The sequence below is a fragment of the Nonomuraea sp. NPDC001684 genome (assembly GCF_053596515.1).
In genome coordinates this window covers 1-14,989 of the sequence record NZ_JBSFGJ010000231.1, presented here as the reverse complement: position 1 = coordinate 14,989, position 14,989 = coordinate 1, and the positions used below count along the sequence as shown (strand labels likewise).

20 protein-coding genes and 1 tRNA gene are annotated in these 14,989 nt (G+C 72.4%); 14 read left to right on the top strand and 7 right to left on the bottom strand.

The annotated features are described in order from the left end of the window. Positions 1-153 precede the first annotated feature (153 nt). The gene (locus ACWCSD_RS31790; protein ID WP_397163112.1) at positions 154-1,125 is read right to left on the bottom strand and encodes a helix-turn-helix transcriptional regulator; all 972 of its coding nucleotides are present in this window, start codon (positions 1,123-1,125) and stop codon (positions 154-156) included. Between the two features lie 46 nt (positions 1,126-1,171). Between ACWCSD_RS31790 and ACWCSD_RS31785 the strand changes: the two genes are divergently transcribed. Next, positions 1,172-1,627: a hypothetical protein gene (locus ACWCSD_RS31785; RefSeq protein ID WP_387663403.1), complete on the top strand. Its 456-nt coding sequence runs from the start codon at positions 1,172-1,174 to the stop codon at positions 1,625-1,627. A gap of 37 nt (positions 1,628-1,664) precedes the next feature. Here ACWCSD_RS31785 and ACWCSD_RS31780 read toward each other — a convergent pair whose 3' ends face one another. The 4 genes from ACWCSD_RS31780 to ACWCSD_RS31765 form a co-directional block, all read right to left on the bottom strand. Further along, positions 1,665-1,934, bottom strand: coding sequence for a hypothetical protein (locus ACWCSD_RS31780; protein WP_358283989.1), 270 nt, complete (start codon positions 1,932-1,934; stop codon positions 1,665-1,667). A gap of 84 nt (positions 1,935-2,018) precedes the next feature. Beyond that, positions 2,019-2,510: a hypothetical protein gene (locus ACWCSD_RS31775; RefSeq protein ID WP_397163113.1), complete on the bottom strand. Its 492-nt coding sequence runs from the start codon at positions 2,508-2,510 to the stop codon at positions 2,019-2,021. Between the two features lie 36 nt (positions 2,511-2,546). Next, entirely contained in the window at positions 2,547-4,343 is a 1,797-nt protein-coding gene (gene nhaA / locus ACWCSD_RS31770) for a Na+/H+ antiporter NhaA (protein WP_449920339.1), read from the bottom strand. Between the two features lie 88 nt (positions 4,344-4,431). Next, on the bottom strand, positions 4,432-5,802 hold the full coding sequence (locus ACWCSD_RS31765; RefSeq protein ID WP_449920336.1) for a Dyp-type peroxidase: 1,371 nt from the start codon (positions 5,800-5,802) through the stop codon (positions 4,432-4,434). Between the two features lie 140 nt (positions 5,803-5,942). On the opposite strand from ACWCSD_RS31765, the gene ACWCSD_RS31760 reads away from it, so the two are divergent. Further along, positions 5,943-6,542: a TetR/AcrR family transcriptional regulator gene (locus ACWCSD_RS31760; protein WP_397163118.1), complete on the top strand. Its 600-nt coding sequence runs from the start codon at positions 5,943-5,945 to the stop codon at positions 6,540-6,542. Between the two features lie 41 nt (positions 6,543-6,583). Continuing rightward, positions 6,584-6,964, top strand: coding sequence for a hypothetical protein (locus ACWCSD_RS31755; protein ID WP_449920334.1), 381 nt, complete (start codon positions 6,584-6,586; stop codon positions 6,962-6,964). Here ACWCSD_RS31755 and ACWCSD_RS31750 read toward each other — a convergent pair. Then, positions 6,940-7,434, bottom strand: coding sequence for a DUF523 domain-containing protein (locus ACWCSD_RS31750; RefSeq protein WP_358284004.1), 495 nt, complete (start codon positions 7,432-7,434; stop codon positions 6,940-6,942). The two genes, ACWCSD_RS31755 and ACWCSD_RS31750, sit on opposite strands and share 25 nt — an antisense overlap. 79 nt (positions 7,435-7,513) lie before the next feature. Here ACWCSD_RS31750 and ACWCSD_RS31745 point away from each other — a divergent pair, with 79 nt between their 5' ends. The 5 genes from ACWCSD_RS31745 (at position 7,514) to ACWCSD_RS31725 (ending at position 11,080) form a co-directional block, all read left to right on the top strand. Then, positions 7,514-7,876, top strand: a complete 363-nt coding sequence (locus tag ACWCSD_RS31745; protein WP_358284006.1) for a hypothetical protein — start codon at positions 7,514-7,516, stop codon at positions 7,874-7,876. Beyond that, the gene (locus ACWCSD_RS31740) at positions 7,873-8,250 is read left to right on the top strand and encodes a hypothetical protein (protein ID WP_449920330.1); all 378 of its coding nucleotides are present in this window, start codon (positions 7,873-7,875) and stop codon (positions 8,248-8,250) included. Before ACWCSD_RS31745 ends, ACWCSD_RS31740 begins: the two co-directional genes overlap by 4 nt. Before the next feature lie 31 nt (positions 8,251-8,281). Beyond that, the gene (locus ACWCSD_RS31735; protein ID WP_357984730.1) at positions 8,282-8,899 is read left to right on the top strand and encodes an SRPBCC family protein; all 618 of its coding nucleotides are present in this window, start codon (positions 8,282-8,284) and stop codon (positions 8,897-8,899) included. A gap of 181 nt (positions 8,900-9,080) precedes the next feature. After that, positions 9,081-10,262 carry a CynX/NimT family MFS transporter gene (locus tag ACWCSD_RS31730; RefSeq protein ID WP_352328545.1) on the top strand — a complete coding sequence of 394 codons (1,182 nt, stop codon included), beginning with the start codon at positions 9,081-9,083 and terminating at the stop codon, positions 10,260-10,262. After that, positions 10,259-11,080: a metal-dependent hydrolase gene (locus ACWCSD_RS31725; RefSeq protein WP_397163124.1), complete on the top strand. Its 822-nt coding sequence runs from the start codon at positions 10,259-10,261 to the stop codon at positions 11,078-11,080. Before ACWCSD_RS31730 ends, ACWCSD_RS31725 begins: the two co-directional genes overlap by 4 nt. A 39-nt stretch (positions 11,081-11,119) precedes the next feature. Here the strand turns inward: ACWCSD_RS31725 and ACWCSD_RS31720 are convergent, their stop codons facing one another. Continuing rightward, positions 11,120-11,860, bottom strand: a complete 741-nt coding sequence (locus tag ACWCSD_RS31720; protein ID WP_449920325.1) for a dienelactone hydrolase family protein — start codon at positions 11,858-11,860, stop codon at positions 11,120-11,122. A gap of 49 nt (positions 11,861-11,909) precedes the next feature. On the opposite strand from ACWCSD_RS31720, the gene ACWCSD_RS31715 reads away from it, so the two are divergent. From ACWCSD_RS31715 to ACWCSD_RS31690, 6 genes are all read left to right on the top strand, one after another. Continuing rightward, positions 11,910-12,329: a MarR family winged helix-turn-helix transcriptional regulator gene (locus ACWCSD_RS31715; RefSeq protein ID WP_449920323.1), complete on the top strand. Its 420-nt coding sequence runs from the start codon at positions 11,910-11,912 to the stop codon at positions 12,327-12,329. A gap of 50 nt (positions 12,330-12,379) precedes the next feature. Next, a complete protein-coding gene (locus ACWCSD_RS31710; protein WP_352357954.1) occupies positions 12,380-12,595 on the top strand; it encodes a hypothetical protein in 216 nt (71 codons plus the stop codon). A gap of 3 nt (positions 12,596-12,598) precedes the next feature. Further along, complete coding sequence (locus ACWCSD_RS31705) at positions 12,599-13,129, top strand: Clp protease N-terminal domain-containing protein (protein WP_449920320.1); 531 nt, start codon at positions 12,599-12,601, stop codon at positions 13,127-13,129. A gap of 105 nt (positions 13,130-13,234) precedes the next feature. Then, a tRNA-Ala gene (locus ACWCSD_RS31700) sits at positions 13,235-13,307 on the top strand. Positions 13,308-13,446: 139 nt separating this feature from the next. Next, positions 13,447-14,244, top strand: coding sequence for a hypothetical protein (locus tag ACWCSD_RS31695; protein WP_397163131.1), 798 nt, complete (start codon positions 13,447-13,449; stop codon positions 14,242-14,244). Further along, positions 14,241-14,989, top strand: a 749-nt coding sequence (locus tag ACWCSD_RS31690) for a histidine kinase dimerization/phosphoacceptor domain-containing protein (RefSeq protein ID WP_449920318.1), incomplete at its 3' end; no start/stop codon positions are given. The genes ACWCSD_RS31695 and ACWCSD_RS31690, both read left to right, overlap by 4 nt.

Here is a 14,989-nt window from a genome sequence, read left to right as displayed (position 1 = left end):
GCCGGCTCGGGGAAGTCGTTCATGGTCGTGTCCGATGTCACGGCGCCTCCATGCCCGCGGCGGTCTCCTGGCCGGGTGCACTGCGACGCTGATCTGGGATCAGATCATGCTTTTCGCGGCGAATCAACTCGGCGGGCCGAGCCCACTTTCGGGTCAGGCGTAGCGCCGGGCCAGCTCGGCCGCCGCCGCGCCCAGGGCCTCGCGCAGCGCGGGCGGGGACAGCACCTCGACGTCGGTCCCGAGCCGCAGGAACTCGCCGAGCGCGTGGTCGTGCGACTCGATCGGCAGGGTGACCCGCGTCCAGCCCTCGGCGTCCGGCGGCTCGGCGGTCTCCCGGGCGGCCGCCGCGACGCCGGGCGTCATGAGGTCGGGCAGGCGTTCCAGGCCGCGCGGCGACAGCCGCACCACCGCCTCGCCGCGCCGCAGCCTGGCCTCGAACTCGGCCAGGTACTCCTGCCAGTACGCCGCCAGGGAGAAGTCGTCCGGCCTGGCGAACGTCTCGGGGAGGGCATGCAGGTCGAGGATCTGGGAGACGCGGTAGGTGCGCACGTGCTCGCCGCAGCGCGCCACCAGGTACCAGCGGCCCGCCTTGACCACCAGCCCGTACGGCTCCAGCCGCCGTTCCACCTCCTGCGGCGCCTTCCACCGCCGGTAGGTGACCTGGACGGCCCGCTCGTTCCACACGGCGTCGGCCACGGCCGGCAGGTACGTGACCGGCTCGGCGTCCCGGTACCAGGAGGGCGCGTCGAGATGGAACCGCTCCTGGATGCGGCCCGCGCGGTCGCGCAGCTCGACGGGCAGCGCGGCCATCAGCTTGAGCTGGGCGGCGGTCACCACCGCGCCGAGGCCCAGCTCGGCCGCCGGCCCCGGCAGCCCGGCCAGGAACAGCGACTCCGCCTCGTCGGTGGTCAGCCCGGTGAGGCGGGTGCGGTAGCCGGCGAGGAGCTGGTAGCCGCCGTTGGGCCCGGCGTCGCCGTAGAGCGGGATGCCGGCGGCGTGCAGGGACTCCATGTCGCGGTAGATGGTGCGGACGGAGACCTCCAGGCGCTCGGCGAGGTCGTGGGCCGTCATGCGGCCGCGCGTCTGCAACAGCAGCAGGATCGAGACCAGGCGGGAGGCGCGCACGGACACTGACACTACATGTCAGTGACCCGGCCGTACGTTCGCTCGCATGGACGACTTCGACTTCCTCGCCGGCACCTGGGACGTGGTGAACCGCAGGCTCCTCAAGCCGCTGGCCGGCAGCGACGAATGGGACGAGTTCCCCGGCCGCTCGGTCGCGACCCGGCACTTCGACGGCGCGGCCAGCTTCGACGAGATCGCCTTCCCCACCAAGGGCCGGCACGGGATGACCGTGCGCGTCCGCAACCCCGCGACGCGGCAGTGGTCGATCTACTGGGCCAGCAGCGCGACCGGCACGCTGGACACCCGGCCCATGGTGGGCGCCTTCACCGGGAACCGGGGCGAGTTCTACGGCGAGGAGACCCACGAAGGCCGGCCGGTGCGCTGCCGGTTCGTCTGGACCGTCGTCGACGAGCGCCGGGCCAGGTGGGAGCAGGCCTTCTCGGCGGACGACGGCCAGACCTGGGAGACCAACTGGACGATGGACTTCACCCGGGCGTCCTGAGCGAGGGGCTTCACCCGCGCGTCCGGAGCAAGGGGCCTCAGGACGCCTGGCCGCGCACCCACAGGACCGTGGCCACGGCCACCACCGCGACCAGCAGCAGGAGCCCGCCCACCAGGACCACCCACCGCCAGGCCGACTTCGGCGGCGGCGGGGGCTCGTACAGGGGGACGTCGGGGAGCATGTCGGGGGTGTAGGGCAGGCTCTGCGTGTACGGCGCTTCCGGGGGGCCCTGGGGAGGGTGCTCCGGGTGCGGGACGCGATGTCGGACGGTCTGGTTCGGGTCCGGCTCCTGCGGCTCTCGCTTCATGATCCCCTCAGACGCGGCTCTGGAGGTGGGTTTCATCGACATTGTCATACTTGCCGGTGAAACGCGGTCCAGACGTCGGAAGGCTCAGTAACCGCTCTGATCGCCGCCGTGCGGCGGCTGCGGCGGCTGCCAGCCGCCCTGGGGACCACTCTGAGGGCCGCCCTGGGGGCCGGGCTGCTGGTAGGGCTGCTGCTGGTAGGGCTGGTGGTACGGCTGCGGGGGCTGCTGCCAGCCGGGGCCCTGCGGCCGCTCCTGCTGGGGCGCGGCGCGGCGCGCGACGACGGCCCAGATCAGCAGCCCGATGCCGGCCAGGTGGAACAGCGAGGAGATGAGATAGGCGAACGGCAGGACGGCCATCATGCTGGAGCCGTACGACTCGATCAGCGTCTGGGTCAGGATGCTCAGCACGAGGTTGATCAGCGTGCCGATCAGCAGCAGGCCGCAGCCCGACATGCCGAGGGTGGCCGCGCGGCCCACGTGCCGTCTGTTCATCCCGATCAGGACGATGCCCACCACCAGCAGCAGGGCGGTGATGAGGGTGGGGAGCAGGTTCGTGAGCATGTTGAGGAAACTCATGGGGCGACTCCAGCCAGAAGGGGGACTCGGGCGACGTTACGGGGATCCGCGCAGTTCTTCCACCGCACGGCTGATCGACTGCAGGTCGAGACCGCCCTTGTGCCGGCGGCCGTTCAGGAACAGGGTGGGGGTGCCGCGCACGCCGCTCTCCTTGCCCGACGCCTCGTCGAGCGCGATGCGGGAGGCGTGCCCGGCCACGTCCGCCCAGGGGTCGACGTCGAGCTCGGCGGCGTAGTGTTCGAGGTCGGCGTCGGTGAGGAAACGCTGGTTGTCGTAGAGGATGTCGTGCATCTCCCAGAACCGGCCGCGGTCGGCGGCGGCCTCGGAGACGATGGCGGCGGACGCGGCCCGGGGGTGCAGCGTCCGGATCGGGAAGTGCCGGAAGACCAGCCGGACGTCGGGGTTCCGGCGCAGGATCTCGTCCAGGACGGGGTGGAGACGGCCGCAGTAGGGGCACTCGAAGTCGCCGTACTCGACGATGGTCACCTTCGCGGTCGCCGGACCCCGTACGTGGTCGTCGGGGCCGACCGGCACCGACAGCACGTCGGGCAGCTCTTCGTCGGGCTCGGACTCGGGCGGCGCGCAGACGCCGCCCCGGTCCCAGGCCAGCCGGAAGACCACCCAGCCCAGCGCGGCGGACAACAACGACCCGGCCAGGATGCCGATCTTGGCCTGGCTCTGGATCGCCGGGTCGTCGAAGGCCAGGTCGACGATGAACAGCGCCACCGTGAACCCGATGCCGGACACCGCCGCGCCGCCCAGCAGCTGCCCCCACACCAGGTTCCCCGGCAGGATGCCCCAGCCGAACCGCAGCGGCAGCCACGTGCCGAGCGAGATCCCGGCGAACTTCCCGAGCAGCAGCCCCAGCGCGATGCCGAGGGAGATCGGCGAGGTCAGCGCCGCCCGCAGGGTCTCGCCGTCGAGCCGCACCCCAGCGTTGGCCAGGGCGAACACCGGCACGATCACGTAGCTGCTCCAGGGATGCAGGCGGAGCTGGAGCCGTTCGTTGACCGAGACGGCGCGTTGCACGCGCCGCGAGGCCTCCCTGGCCGCCCGCGCGCTCGGCTCGGTGGTGAACTCCTGGACGGCCTCGCCCGCCAGCAGCAGCTTCTGGTCGCTGGGGGCGTAGACGAACACCAGGACGCCGAGCGCGATGCCCACGAGCGTCGGATGGATCCCGCTCTCCAGCGTCGCGACCCACAAGCCGAACCCGAGCGCGATGTAGGCCGGCGCCCGCCAGATCTTCAGCCAGCGCAGCAGCACGATCGCCGCCAGCAGCACGACGGCCACGACGAGCGCGGTGAGCTGGAGGCTGGCCGTGTAGAAGATCGCGATGATCATGATGGCCAGCACGTCGTCCACGATGGCCAGCGTCAGCAGGAACGCCCGCAGCGGATCGGGACAGCGCGCCCCGACGACGGCCAGCACGCCCAGCACGAACGCGGTGTCCGTGGCGATCGGCACACCCCACCCGCCCGCGCCGGGGCCGCCGAGGTTGAGCGCGAGGTAGACGGCGGCGGGCACGAGCATCCCGCCGAGCGCGGCCACGGCCGGGACGGCGATCAGCCGCCGGTCCCTGAGCTGCCCGAGCCGCACCTCGTAGGAGACCTCCAGGCCGATCAGGAAGAAGAACACGCTCATGAGGCCGTCGTTGACCCAATGGCGCAGGTCGAGGGAGAACACCGCGTCGCCGAACGAGATGCCCATGGGCAGGTGCCAGAACGACTCGTAGGTCCCGGCCCACGGCGAGTTGGCCCAGACCATGGCCAGGGCGGTGGCCACGAGCAGCACGCTCGTGCTGCCCGCCTCGGTCTTGAAGAACGCCCGCAACATCGTCAGATCTCCCCCCGGAGATCCGATCTTAGAACCCGCCCCGAAGGCCGCCGGGCCCGGCGGGGGTGTTCCCCGCCGGGCCCGGATGTCACAGGTTGCGGAGATAGGCCAGGGACGGCGCGAAGAAGTACTCGCCGCCCTTCATCGTGATCGTCTGGGCGACCTGCGCCTGCGGGGCCGACGGCTCGGCCCGGCCCCACACCTTCGGCCAGCTCACCTTGACGTCGCGGGCTCCCTGCCCGATGAGCGGGTCGTGGCCGGTCGCCGGGTTCTGGAAGTCCTCGTTGTTCGCCCAGCTCTGCTGCGTGAACTCGAACTGGGCGAGCAGGCTGCTGTTGAACGCCATGAACAGCAGGCCGACCTCGCCGCTCGGGCGGGCGCCGGGCGGGGAGTCGTCCCAGGGGTCGTCGGTGCGGTCGCCGTAGGTCTGGCCCCGGCGGGCCATGAGGACCTCACGGCCGAACGATCGCGGGTTCGTCTTCCTGATGTGCCCGCTGAAGGGGCACTTCGAGCCCGGGTCGTCGTCGAAGGTGAAGTCGTTGGCCACCGGGCCCCGGCCCGGCTTCTGCTTGAGCGTGACGGGGGTGCCGTCCTTGAAGCGGCCGACGAGCATGGCGCCCGCGCGGTCCCGGTCGGCGCCGAGCAGGCCGAGGGCGTCGGCCAGGTCCTGCTCGATCTCCTTGAACGCCCGTACGTTCTGCTCCAGCTTCCTGAAGACCAGGTAGCTGCCGAAATGCCGCTCCGGGTGCGGTGCGAAGGGGTCGGCGACCAGGATGTTGGAGAGCGGGAAGGCGGGGTCCCAGTGCTCCTTCGGCTCCTTGTCCACCTCGTCCCGCACGAACAGCGGCTGGCTGCGGCCGTCCACGTACCCGAAGTGCTCGATGCCGTCGCCGGCGGGGTTGCGCATGCCGTGGCCGGTCTCCTCGCCGAGCAGCCGCGCGCTTGCGGGCAGCTCGCCCAGGATCTCCTCGCGCAGCTCCTCGACCCGGTCCTGGCGGGCGTCGCCGATGAGGATGACGGCGTGGATCTCCCGCTGGTAGGCGGGCTCCCACTCGGTCACCGGCGGGTCGTCCAGCTCGGCGCCGCGCCGCTTCATGCCGTCGCGGAAGGCCTTGTCGCCGAACCTGCGCACGTCCTCGACCGAGTGGCCGAGGTCGCGGTAGCCGGCCTTGCTGATGCCGATGCCGACGTACGGCGTGCCGCGCCGGCCGTTCGCGCCGAACTCGCGCACCTCCTCAAGGTGCCGGCGCGCCGACTTCATCTTCGTGACGGCGATGTGCCGCAGGAACGCCTTTCCCGCGGCGACGTCGTTGAACCTGACGAACAGCACGGACAGGTGCTCGCGCACGTGCGCGCGGAGAATGTTGGGCTGGAGATTGTCCAGCATCTCCTTGGTGTCCGCGTCGAGCTTGGCCGAGTCCCAGGCCAGGGGTTGTGCGTTGTTCAGGTCGACAGCCATTGTCGCCGAATCCTTTCCCCGTTTCGAAATGAATCGGGCCCCCTGCATCTGTACGACTCCCGGGAATGCGAGAAAGTTTCCACTTGATCAGGTCAGTTCGATTTCCTGATCAAACCCGGCGGACCGTACATAATGACCGGATGAAGAACCGGGGCTGGGGACGTTCCAGCGGCACCCGCGACACGCTGCTGCGCGCGGCCCGCGAGGTCTTCCTGGCCAAGGGGTACGCCGAGGCCACCGTCGCCGACATCGTCGAGACGTCGGGCATCAGCGTCGGCAGCCTGTACCACCATTTCGGTGGCAAGCCGGGTCTGTTCCTGGCCCTGTGGGAGCAGTTCATGCGCGAACAGGAGGAACGCACCTCCCGCGCGGCCAAGGCCACCGCCGGCGCCGGCGAGGAACGGTTCCTGGCCGGCGCCCGCGCCTATCTGGAGGGCTCGTGGGAGCAGCGCGACGTGGCCAGGCTGTTCCTGGAGAACGACGGCCCGGCCGAGTTCACGACCCTGCGCAGGCAGCGCGGCTGGGAGTGGATCGGCGGCAACAAGCGGCTGCTCGGCCTGGCGGACACGCCGGAGGGCAACGTGCTGGTGGTGCTGCTGACCACGGTGATGGGCGAGGCCGGGCGCGAGGTGGCGGCCTGCGAGTCCGACGGGGACGCCCAGGTGACCATCGACGAGGTGATCCGGATCGTCCGCCGCATGCTGGCTACGACGGGCGGCGTACCGCGGCCTTCTCCCTGAGGACGATTCCGCCGGCCCCTCGCGATGCGAGCGTGTAGCCCATGGACGCACTGCGCAAAGCCCTCGGCGTGCTCTCCCTTGCCTACGCGCTGATCTTCGCCGGGGCCGCGCTGCTGCACGCGGGCGTCACGGTCGGCCCGCTGTCCCAGCCGGTCGTGCCGCCCGCGGTGGTCGTGGAGACGTTGTGCGCCCTGGGCCTGCTCGCCGGCGGCCACGGCGCGCTGACCCGCCGCCGGTGGGCCTGGGACGGCCTGGTCCACACCCACGCGGGGGCGCTGGGCGGCGTGCTGATCGGCATCCTGGCGCTGGCCCTGCACCCGTCGGCGGCCACCGCGCTGAGCACCTGGTTCCACGACACGATGGCGGTGCTGCTGGCCGCCGGGCTGGCCGGGGCCTTCTACGCCTCCAGATCGCGCAGGTGATCGGCCGCCTCGGGCAACTGGTCCTCGGTGAACACGCGGACGCCGTGCGCTTCGAGCAGGGCGGTGGTCACCCCCTGGCCGGGCACCCGCCGGCCGCCGAACGTTCCGTCATGGATCGCCAGCGCGCCGCACGAAGGGCTGCCCTCCTTGAGCACGGCCAGCCGGACCCCGGCCGAACGGGCGGCCTCAAGCGCGGCCCGCGCCCCCGCCACGAACTCGGCCGTCACGTCGGAGCCGTCGCTCGCCAGCACGCGGGCGTCGCCGGAGAGCACCGCCGCCCCGCCCGCGCCGCCCTCGATCTCGGCCGCCGGGCGCGGAACGGGCAGCCCGCCCGCCACCTCGGGGCAGAAGACCACCAGCCGGCCCTCCGCCCGCCAGCCCGCGAGCAGGGCGTCGGCGCTGGTCTTCGCGCCGCCGTCGTAGCGGACCCGGCGGCCCATCAGGCAGGCGCTGACGAGGATTCTCTGCACGTCCCCGATCCTATGAGCGCGATCGGCACCAGCGGGACGCCGGCGAGGGCGACCCGCACGGGCGCTAACCTGTGTCGCGATGAACACCACCGTCGCCACGATCGTCATCGTCGGCTCACTGCTGCTCATGCTGGCGAGCCTGGTCGTCGCCGTCCGCGACCGGCCCATGGGCATGGTCCTGCTGGTCGGCTTCGCCGTGCTGGAGGTGGCGATCCTGGTGCAGGCCGGGTTCGTGATCGCGGCGGTGAGCGGCGGCGAGGGGCCGCCGGAGAAGGCCACGCTGTTCGGGTACATCGGCGGTCAGGTGCTCATCCCGCCCGCCGGGGTGTTCCTCGCGCTGGCCGAGCGCAGCCGGTGGGGCACGGCGATCCTGGTCGTGGCCGGGTTCGCGATCGCGGTGATGAACGCGCGGCTGCTGCAGATCTGGCAGGGCGTGGCGTGAGCGCCCCGATCGGCGCCGGCCCCGGGCGCGCGCTGGTCGCCGTCTACGGGCTGTTCTCGCTGGCGGCCGGGGCGCGGGCGGCGGTGCAGATCGCCACCAGGTTCGGCGAGGCGCCGCTGGCCTACGCCCTGTCGGCGTTAGCCGCGCTGGTCTACGTCGTGCTCACCGTCGCCCTCGTGCGCGGCGCCCGCCGGCTCGCGCTCGGCGCGCTCGTCATCGAGCTGGCCGGGGTGCTGCTGATCGGCACCGCGAGCGTGGCCGACCCGGCGGCCTTCCCCGACGCCACGGTGTGGTCGTCGTACGGCAAGGGTTACCTGTTCATCCCGCTCGTGCTGCCCTTCGTGGGGCTCTACTGGCTGCTGCGCAGGCGTTAACGCCGGGCGTGCGCGGGCAGGGACAGACCCCATGAGCACGATCGAGCACTCAGTAGACGTCAACGTCCCGATCCGCGTGGCCTACAACCAGTGGACCCAGTTCGAGAGCTTCCCCGAGTTCATGGAGGGCGTGGAGTCCGTCAAGCAGATCTCCGACACGCTCACCGAGTGGGTGGTCGAGATCGCCGGGGTCCGCCGCGAGTTCCAGGCCGAGATCACCGAGCAGCACCCCGACGAACGCGTCGCCTGGCGCGGCACGGACTCGCCGCACCACGCGGGCGTCGTCACCTTCCACCGCATCGACGCCGACACCACCAAGGTCACCCTCCAGATGGAGTACGACCCGGAGGGCGTCGTCGAGACCGTCGGCGACGCGCTGCAGATCGTCCGGCTGCGCATCAGGAACGACATGGAGCGGTTCAAGTCGTTCATCGAGTCGCGCGGCGGCGAGACGGGCGGCTGGCGCGGCGACGTCCCCGGCGCCCACCAGCACCAGCACGAGCACGGCTCCACCTACGGCGACAGCGGCGCGCCGGTCCCGCCTGGCACCGTCGGCGGCGGCGACTACCCGCCGAGCGGCACCCTGCCGCCCCCCGGCCCCGTTCCCCCGCGCAACCAGCCCCCGGAGGGCCCGAGCCCGGTCCTGTAGGACGGGATCTCCCCGAGAATCTCAGCCCCCGCCCCGGGGGGCTTTCTCATGTCCAGGAATAAAGGGACATTTCGGTCCTGTTAAGGTGGTGATTCGTCCCATGATTTGATGAGTGGAGGACCTGACCAGCATGAGCGTGCTAGCCCAAGAGGCCCGTGGCAGAACAGGCAGAACCGCCCCCTTGGCCTGGCTTCTCGTGCTGGGCATCGTTCTGGCGGCGCTGAACCTGCGCACGGCCGTCACCAGCGTCGGGCCGCTGCTCGACCAGCTCGCCGGGGCGCTCGGCATGAGCAGCGTCGGCACCGGCCTGCTCACCACGCTGCCCGTGCTGGCCTTCGCCGGCGTCGGCGCGGTCACCCCCACCCTGGCCCGCCGGATCGGCGAGCACCGGCTGCTGCTGCTGGCGCTGGTCACCCTCGGCTCGGGCATGCTGGTCAGGTCGCTGGTCGGGTCGGCCCCGGTGTTCCTGCTGAGCAGCGCGGTCGCGCTGTCCGGCGGCGCCGTCGGCAACGTGCTCATCCCGACGCTGATCAAGCGTCACTTCCCCGGGCGCACCGGGATCATGACCACCGTCTACACCACGGCCCTGGCGGCGGGCACCATGCTGGCCGCCGCCGCGACCGTGCCGATCGAGCGCGCGTCGGGGGACTGGCACATCGCGCTCGGCGTGTGGGCGGCCCTGGCCGCCGTGGCCGCCATTCCGTGGCTTGCGCTGCTGCGCAGTGAGCCGGAGCGGGACACGGGCAGCCGGGACGCGGGCATCTCGACCCTGCTCAGGAGCAGGCTCGCCTGGATGGTGGCGATCTACTTCGGCACCCAGTCGATGATCGCCTACATCATGTTCGGATGGCTGGCCACGATCCTGACCGACGGGGGATACACCTCCTCGCAGGCCGGGATCATGCTCGGCGTGTTCACCGCCCTGAACATCCCGGTCTCGATCCTCGTGCCGACGATCGCCGCGCGCTTCCGCGACCAGCGGCCGGTCGTCGTGGGGCTGGTCGTGTTCTACACGATCGGCTTCCTCGGGCTGTGGTTCGCGCCCTCCTCGACCGCCATGGTCTGGGTGGTGTTCGTGGCGGTCGGCATGGGGTCGTTCCCGCTGGCGCTGGTGATGCTGGGGCTGCGCACCCGTACGCCGGAGAGCACGGCCGCGCTGTCGGCCTTCGGGCAGAGCGCCGGATATCTCATCGCCGGCGCCGGCCCGCTGCTGGTCGGGGTGATCTACCAGATGACCGGCGGCTGGTCGCTGACGTACGTGCTGATCTTCGGCGTGATCGCCGTCCAGCTTCTCACCGGCCTGTACGCCGGCCGCGACCGTTATCTGGAGGACGAGCGCCGCCCTGCCACAATGACCAGGTGAGATCCACTGTCGTCACCTTCCCCAACGGCCGGGTCAGCGGCCGTTCCCCGATTGTCGGGGCCGTGCCGGTGGGGGACCGGCACGGCCTCGTCACCGCCGAGACGCCGTTCCATCCCCTCGACCACACCTGGCCCGACCAGCCCGCAGACCGGGGGACGATCGGCGAGCTGCCGGTCCTCGACTGCGTGACAGGGGCCCAGTCGAACGACGGTGAGATCTTCGTCGGCGAGTCCATCCCGGTCCGGCGGGGCGCGGAGGGCTGGGAGTGGCTGGTCGTCCACGTCACCGACACCCCGCTGCCCGTCGGCGCCGAGGTGGACCTGGAGGTGGACGCCGGATACCGGGCGGCGCTCTCGGCCGGCCACACCGCCTGCCACCTGGCCGCGCTGGCGCTCAACGCGGCGCTGGCGGACAGGTGGCGCAAGGAGGTGCGGCTGGACCGGCTCGGCCACCCCGACTTCGACCAGACGGCGATCACCTCCTCGCGCATCGTGCCGCACGGCAGCGTGGACGAATACCGCCTCGGCAAGTCGCTGCGCAAGAAGGGCTTCTCCGCCGACGACCTGGACCTGACCGAGCTGGCCCGGCGGGTGAACGAGCAGCTCGGCACATGGGTGGCGGCCCGGGCGCCGGTCCGGCTCGACGTGCCGGGGTCCGGTCTGACCGCGTTGCGCACCTGGCACTGCTCGCTGCCCGAGGGCGAGGCGTCGATCCCGTGCGGCGGCACGCACGTGCGCGACACGGCCGAGCTCGGCACGGTCGAGGTCGCGTTCACCCTGGAGGAAGCCGCCTTCACGATGCGCACCACCTGCGGCTAGCGGGCCCCTACTACGGGGACCCTTGATGCGGGGCCCGTGTCAGGCTCTCGCGGCCAGGAAGGCGAGGACCCGGCGCCAGGCGTCCGCGCAGATCGCCTCGTGCTCGCCGTGGGCCTCGTCGAAGAAGCCGTGCGGGGCGCCCGGGTAGACGACGATCTCGTGCTCCACCCCGGCCCCGGTCAGCGCGGCCCCGAACTCGGCCACCTGCTCGGCCGGGATGCCCTCGTCGGCCCCGCCGAACAGGCCGAGGATCGGCGCGCCCAGCTCGGCGGCGTGCTGGGCGGGGCCGGGGCCGTACGGGCCGGCGATCCCCGGCGCGCCGTAGAACCCGATCACGCCGGCGAACCCGAACCTGGGCGCCGAGGCGAAGAACGCGTTCCGGCCGCCCATGCAGAAGCCGAGCGCCACCGCCGGACGTCCCAGGTGCTCGGTCGCGGCCTGGAGGTCGGCCTGGATGTTCTCCCTGGTCAGCTTGGGGATGTGGGCCATGACCTGGAACGACTCGCCCCGGTCGTCGTCGGTGGCGGTCCTGCCGTAGTAGTCGAGGGCGAGCGCCGGATGGCCCTGCTCGGCCAGCCGTACGGTGAGCTGCTTGTAGAAGCCGTGCAGGCCGCGGACGTCGGGGAGGATCACGACGCCGGGCCCGCTCACCCGGTCGGGACGGGACTCGTGGGCGGCGAACGACGCGCCGTCGGCGGAGGTCAGGCGGAGGTCGGCGGAGCGGGTGCCGGTGATCGGCGGTCGCGGGCGCGGTGGTGCGGCGTCGTTGTCGTAGCACATAGTGCCGGGAAACTACCAAAGCTGGATTGATAAAGCTAGGCTTGGTTTTGTGCTCGCCAAGGAACTGCGGATCTCGGTCGGGCGGCTCGCCCGCCGCATCCGGCAGCTTTACACCAACGCCTCGGGCGACGACGTGTCGTTCACCGAGCTCGCCGTGCTCTCCCGCCTCGACCGGGACGGGCCGCACACCTCGGCCCAGCTCGCGCACCTGGAACGCATCACCGCCCAGGCGATCGGCACCGTCCTGGGCGGCCTCCACCAGCGCGGCATGGTGGCCCGCGAGCCCGACCCGGCCGACCGGCGGCGGGTGATCACCGCCATCACCGGCTCCGGCCGCGCCGCGCTCGTCAGCCGCGAAGAGGTGATCACCGAACGCCTGGCCGCGGCCGTCGACTCCCTCACCCCCGACGAGCGCGAACGCCTCGCCGCCGCCCTGCCCGTCCTCGCCGACCTGGCCGAACGGCTCTGAGGCGTCAGCATGTGTTGACAAGCGGCCCTCTGTCAGCACATGCTGACACCATGGACGTCACCGAACTGGCCGGGGCGGCAGCCGACCGCGACCCCGGAACGGGCCTCGCGGCGGTGGCCGCGCTCAGGGCCCTGCTGGAGGAGCTGGAGGCCGTCCACGTCAGCAACGCCCGCGCGGCGGGGTGGTCGTGGGAGCAGATCGCCGGCGCGCTCGGGGTCCGGCGGCAGTCCGCCCATCGCAAGCACGCCCGCAGAACGGGGAGGTAGCAGGTGTTCGACAGGTTCACGGAAGGCGCCCGCCGGGCGGTGGTCCGGGCCGGGATCCTCGCGCTCGACGCCCCCCGCGCCACGCTCGACGCCGATCTCCTGCTGCTGGGCGTGGCCGAGGTGCGGCCGTTCTCGCTGTCGTCGTTCACCGCCTCCGATGCCGGCCTGCGCGCCCGCGTCGACCTGGGCGACGCGCGTGCGCTGCTGGCCACCCTCGGCATCGACCTCGACGAGGTGCACCGCCGCACCCGAGCCGGGACGGACGCGCCCGACCAGTGGGCCCTGCGCCGGTCCCGGCTGCGCCCGCTGCGCGTCACCCTGGACGGGCCGCTGGGCACGATCCCGCTGGCCATGCACGCCAGGAAGGTGATCGAGGTGGCGATGTGGAAGCCGGGGCCGGTCACCGGCGAACGGCTGCTGTGGGGCCTGCTCGCCGACGGCGCGAACGGCGCCGGCCGCCTGCTCCGCGAGGCCGGGGTCGACGTGGCCGCGCTGGTCAGGGAGGCGGGCATCCCGTCCCGCCGCGCCGCCTGACGCCACGCCGTTCGGGGCGGGCCGGAGAGCTCCTCCGGCCCGCCGGGGCGCGGGATCCGGCGTGACGCGAGGGGTCCGGAAGTCCGATACACTTGGTGATCGCAAGGGGCTATGGCGCAGTTGGTAGCGCGCCTCCATGGCATGGAGGAGGTCTGGGGTTCGAATCCCCATAGCTCCACAGAAGAAAAAGGTGGCGTCCGTTAGGGCGTCACCTTTTTTCATGCCTCCGCGAGGCCATGTCAATACCTCTCAGGTCACCTCTTGTCCGGACCTGGGGGAGACGCGGGCGGCGGGCCGGAGCCGCGATCGTCGAGGGCATGCGACTTCAACGACTGCAGATCTCGGCGCTCTCCGTCCTCGCACTCGTCGTGGCGCTCGCGCTCGCGCCGCTGCCGGGGCTGCCGTACACCATGGGGTTCGCGCCGCACTGGGTGACCGTGCTGGCCGCCGGGGTGGGGGCGGTCTTCGTGGTGCGGCCGCACCCGGCGGGGCTGCTGCCCGCCCTGCTGCTGCTGTGGTCGGCGGGCGGGCTCGTGCTCGACGTCTTCCGCGCCTTCTTCGCGCTCACCGGCATCCCCGCCGGGGAGTTCGCGCAGGTCGACTGGCCCGGGATGGCGCTGCGCGGGCTCAGCCTGGCGGGCTGCGCGCTGCTGGGCGCGCTGCTGCTGCCGCGGATCAGGGTGCCCAGCGGGCCCTGGCTCGGGTACGCCGCGTTCGCCCTCGGGTTCGTCTACCCCCTCGCCAAGCTCTACTGGTCGGCGGGCGGCACCCTGCTGCGCCCCGCGGACTACGGCGAGGGCTTCCCGTACGGCGAGACGATCATGCTGGTCATCGGCGCGGTCGGCTCGCTGGCCCTCGTGCAGAGGTGGGGACGGTCGCTGCCGCGGCGGCTGGTGCTGGCCGGCGGTTGGACGGGCGCCGCCATGTTGACCACTATGGGAGCCATGTCCGTTCTCGGCACCTTCTCCCAGCTTCTCGGCCTCACCCAGGGGCCCGTGCCGCTGTCCGAGCCGGCCACGGTGGCGGCGGTCGCGGTCGTGTACGGGAGCTGGCTGCTGTTCGGACTCGCGGTCGCCGGGGCCACCCTCTCCTACCAGCGCACGACGGCACGATGACGCCCCGCCGCGCCGACGTGCTCCTGGCCCTGGTCGCCGGGGTGACACTGTTCCCGCTCTCCCTGACGGTGGCGGTGTTGTCGGCGCCCGGCGTGCGGGCGGTCCTGCTGGCGGGGGCCTGCCTGGCGGCGCACGCGGCCGTGGCGTACCGGCGGCGGACGTGGGCGTTCCTCGTGGTCGCCGTGGCCTTCGCCGTCCAGGTCGCGGTGACCGGGTTGTTCCTCGTGCTGCCGTCGTCGGCGCTGTTCCCGCTCGCGGTCTACTCCTGCGCCGCCCACGCCCGGCGGCATCCGCCGCTGGTGGTCGGCCTGGCGGGAGCGGGGGCGGCGGCGGCCAGGTTCGCGACCGACTCCAGCGTCGCGGCGGCCGGGCTCGGGCCCGACCCGTGGCTGCTGCTGGCGTTGCTGGCCGCGGTGGTGGTCGCGGCGTGGGGACTCGGACTGTACCGGCGGACCCAGCTCGCCCACCTCGACCTGCTGCGGGAGCGGGCCAGCGAGGCCGCGGCGCGGGCCACCGCCGAGGAACGGGCCAGGATCGCCAGGGAGATGCACGACGTGGTCGCCCACGCGCTGGCCGTCATCGTCGCCCAGGCCAGGGGCGGCCGGTTCGCGCCCGCGCGGGCGGCCGAGATCCTGGCCACGATCGAGGAGACGGGCCGCGCGGCCCTCACCGACATGCGGGCCGCCGTCGGCGCGCTGCGCGCCACGCCCGGGGACGGGCCGCCGCCCGGACTGACCGGCCTGCC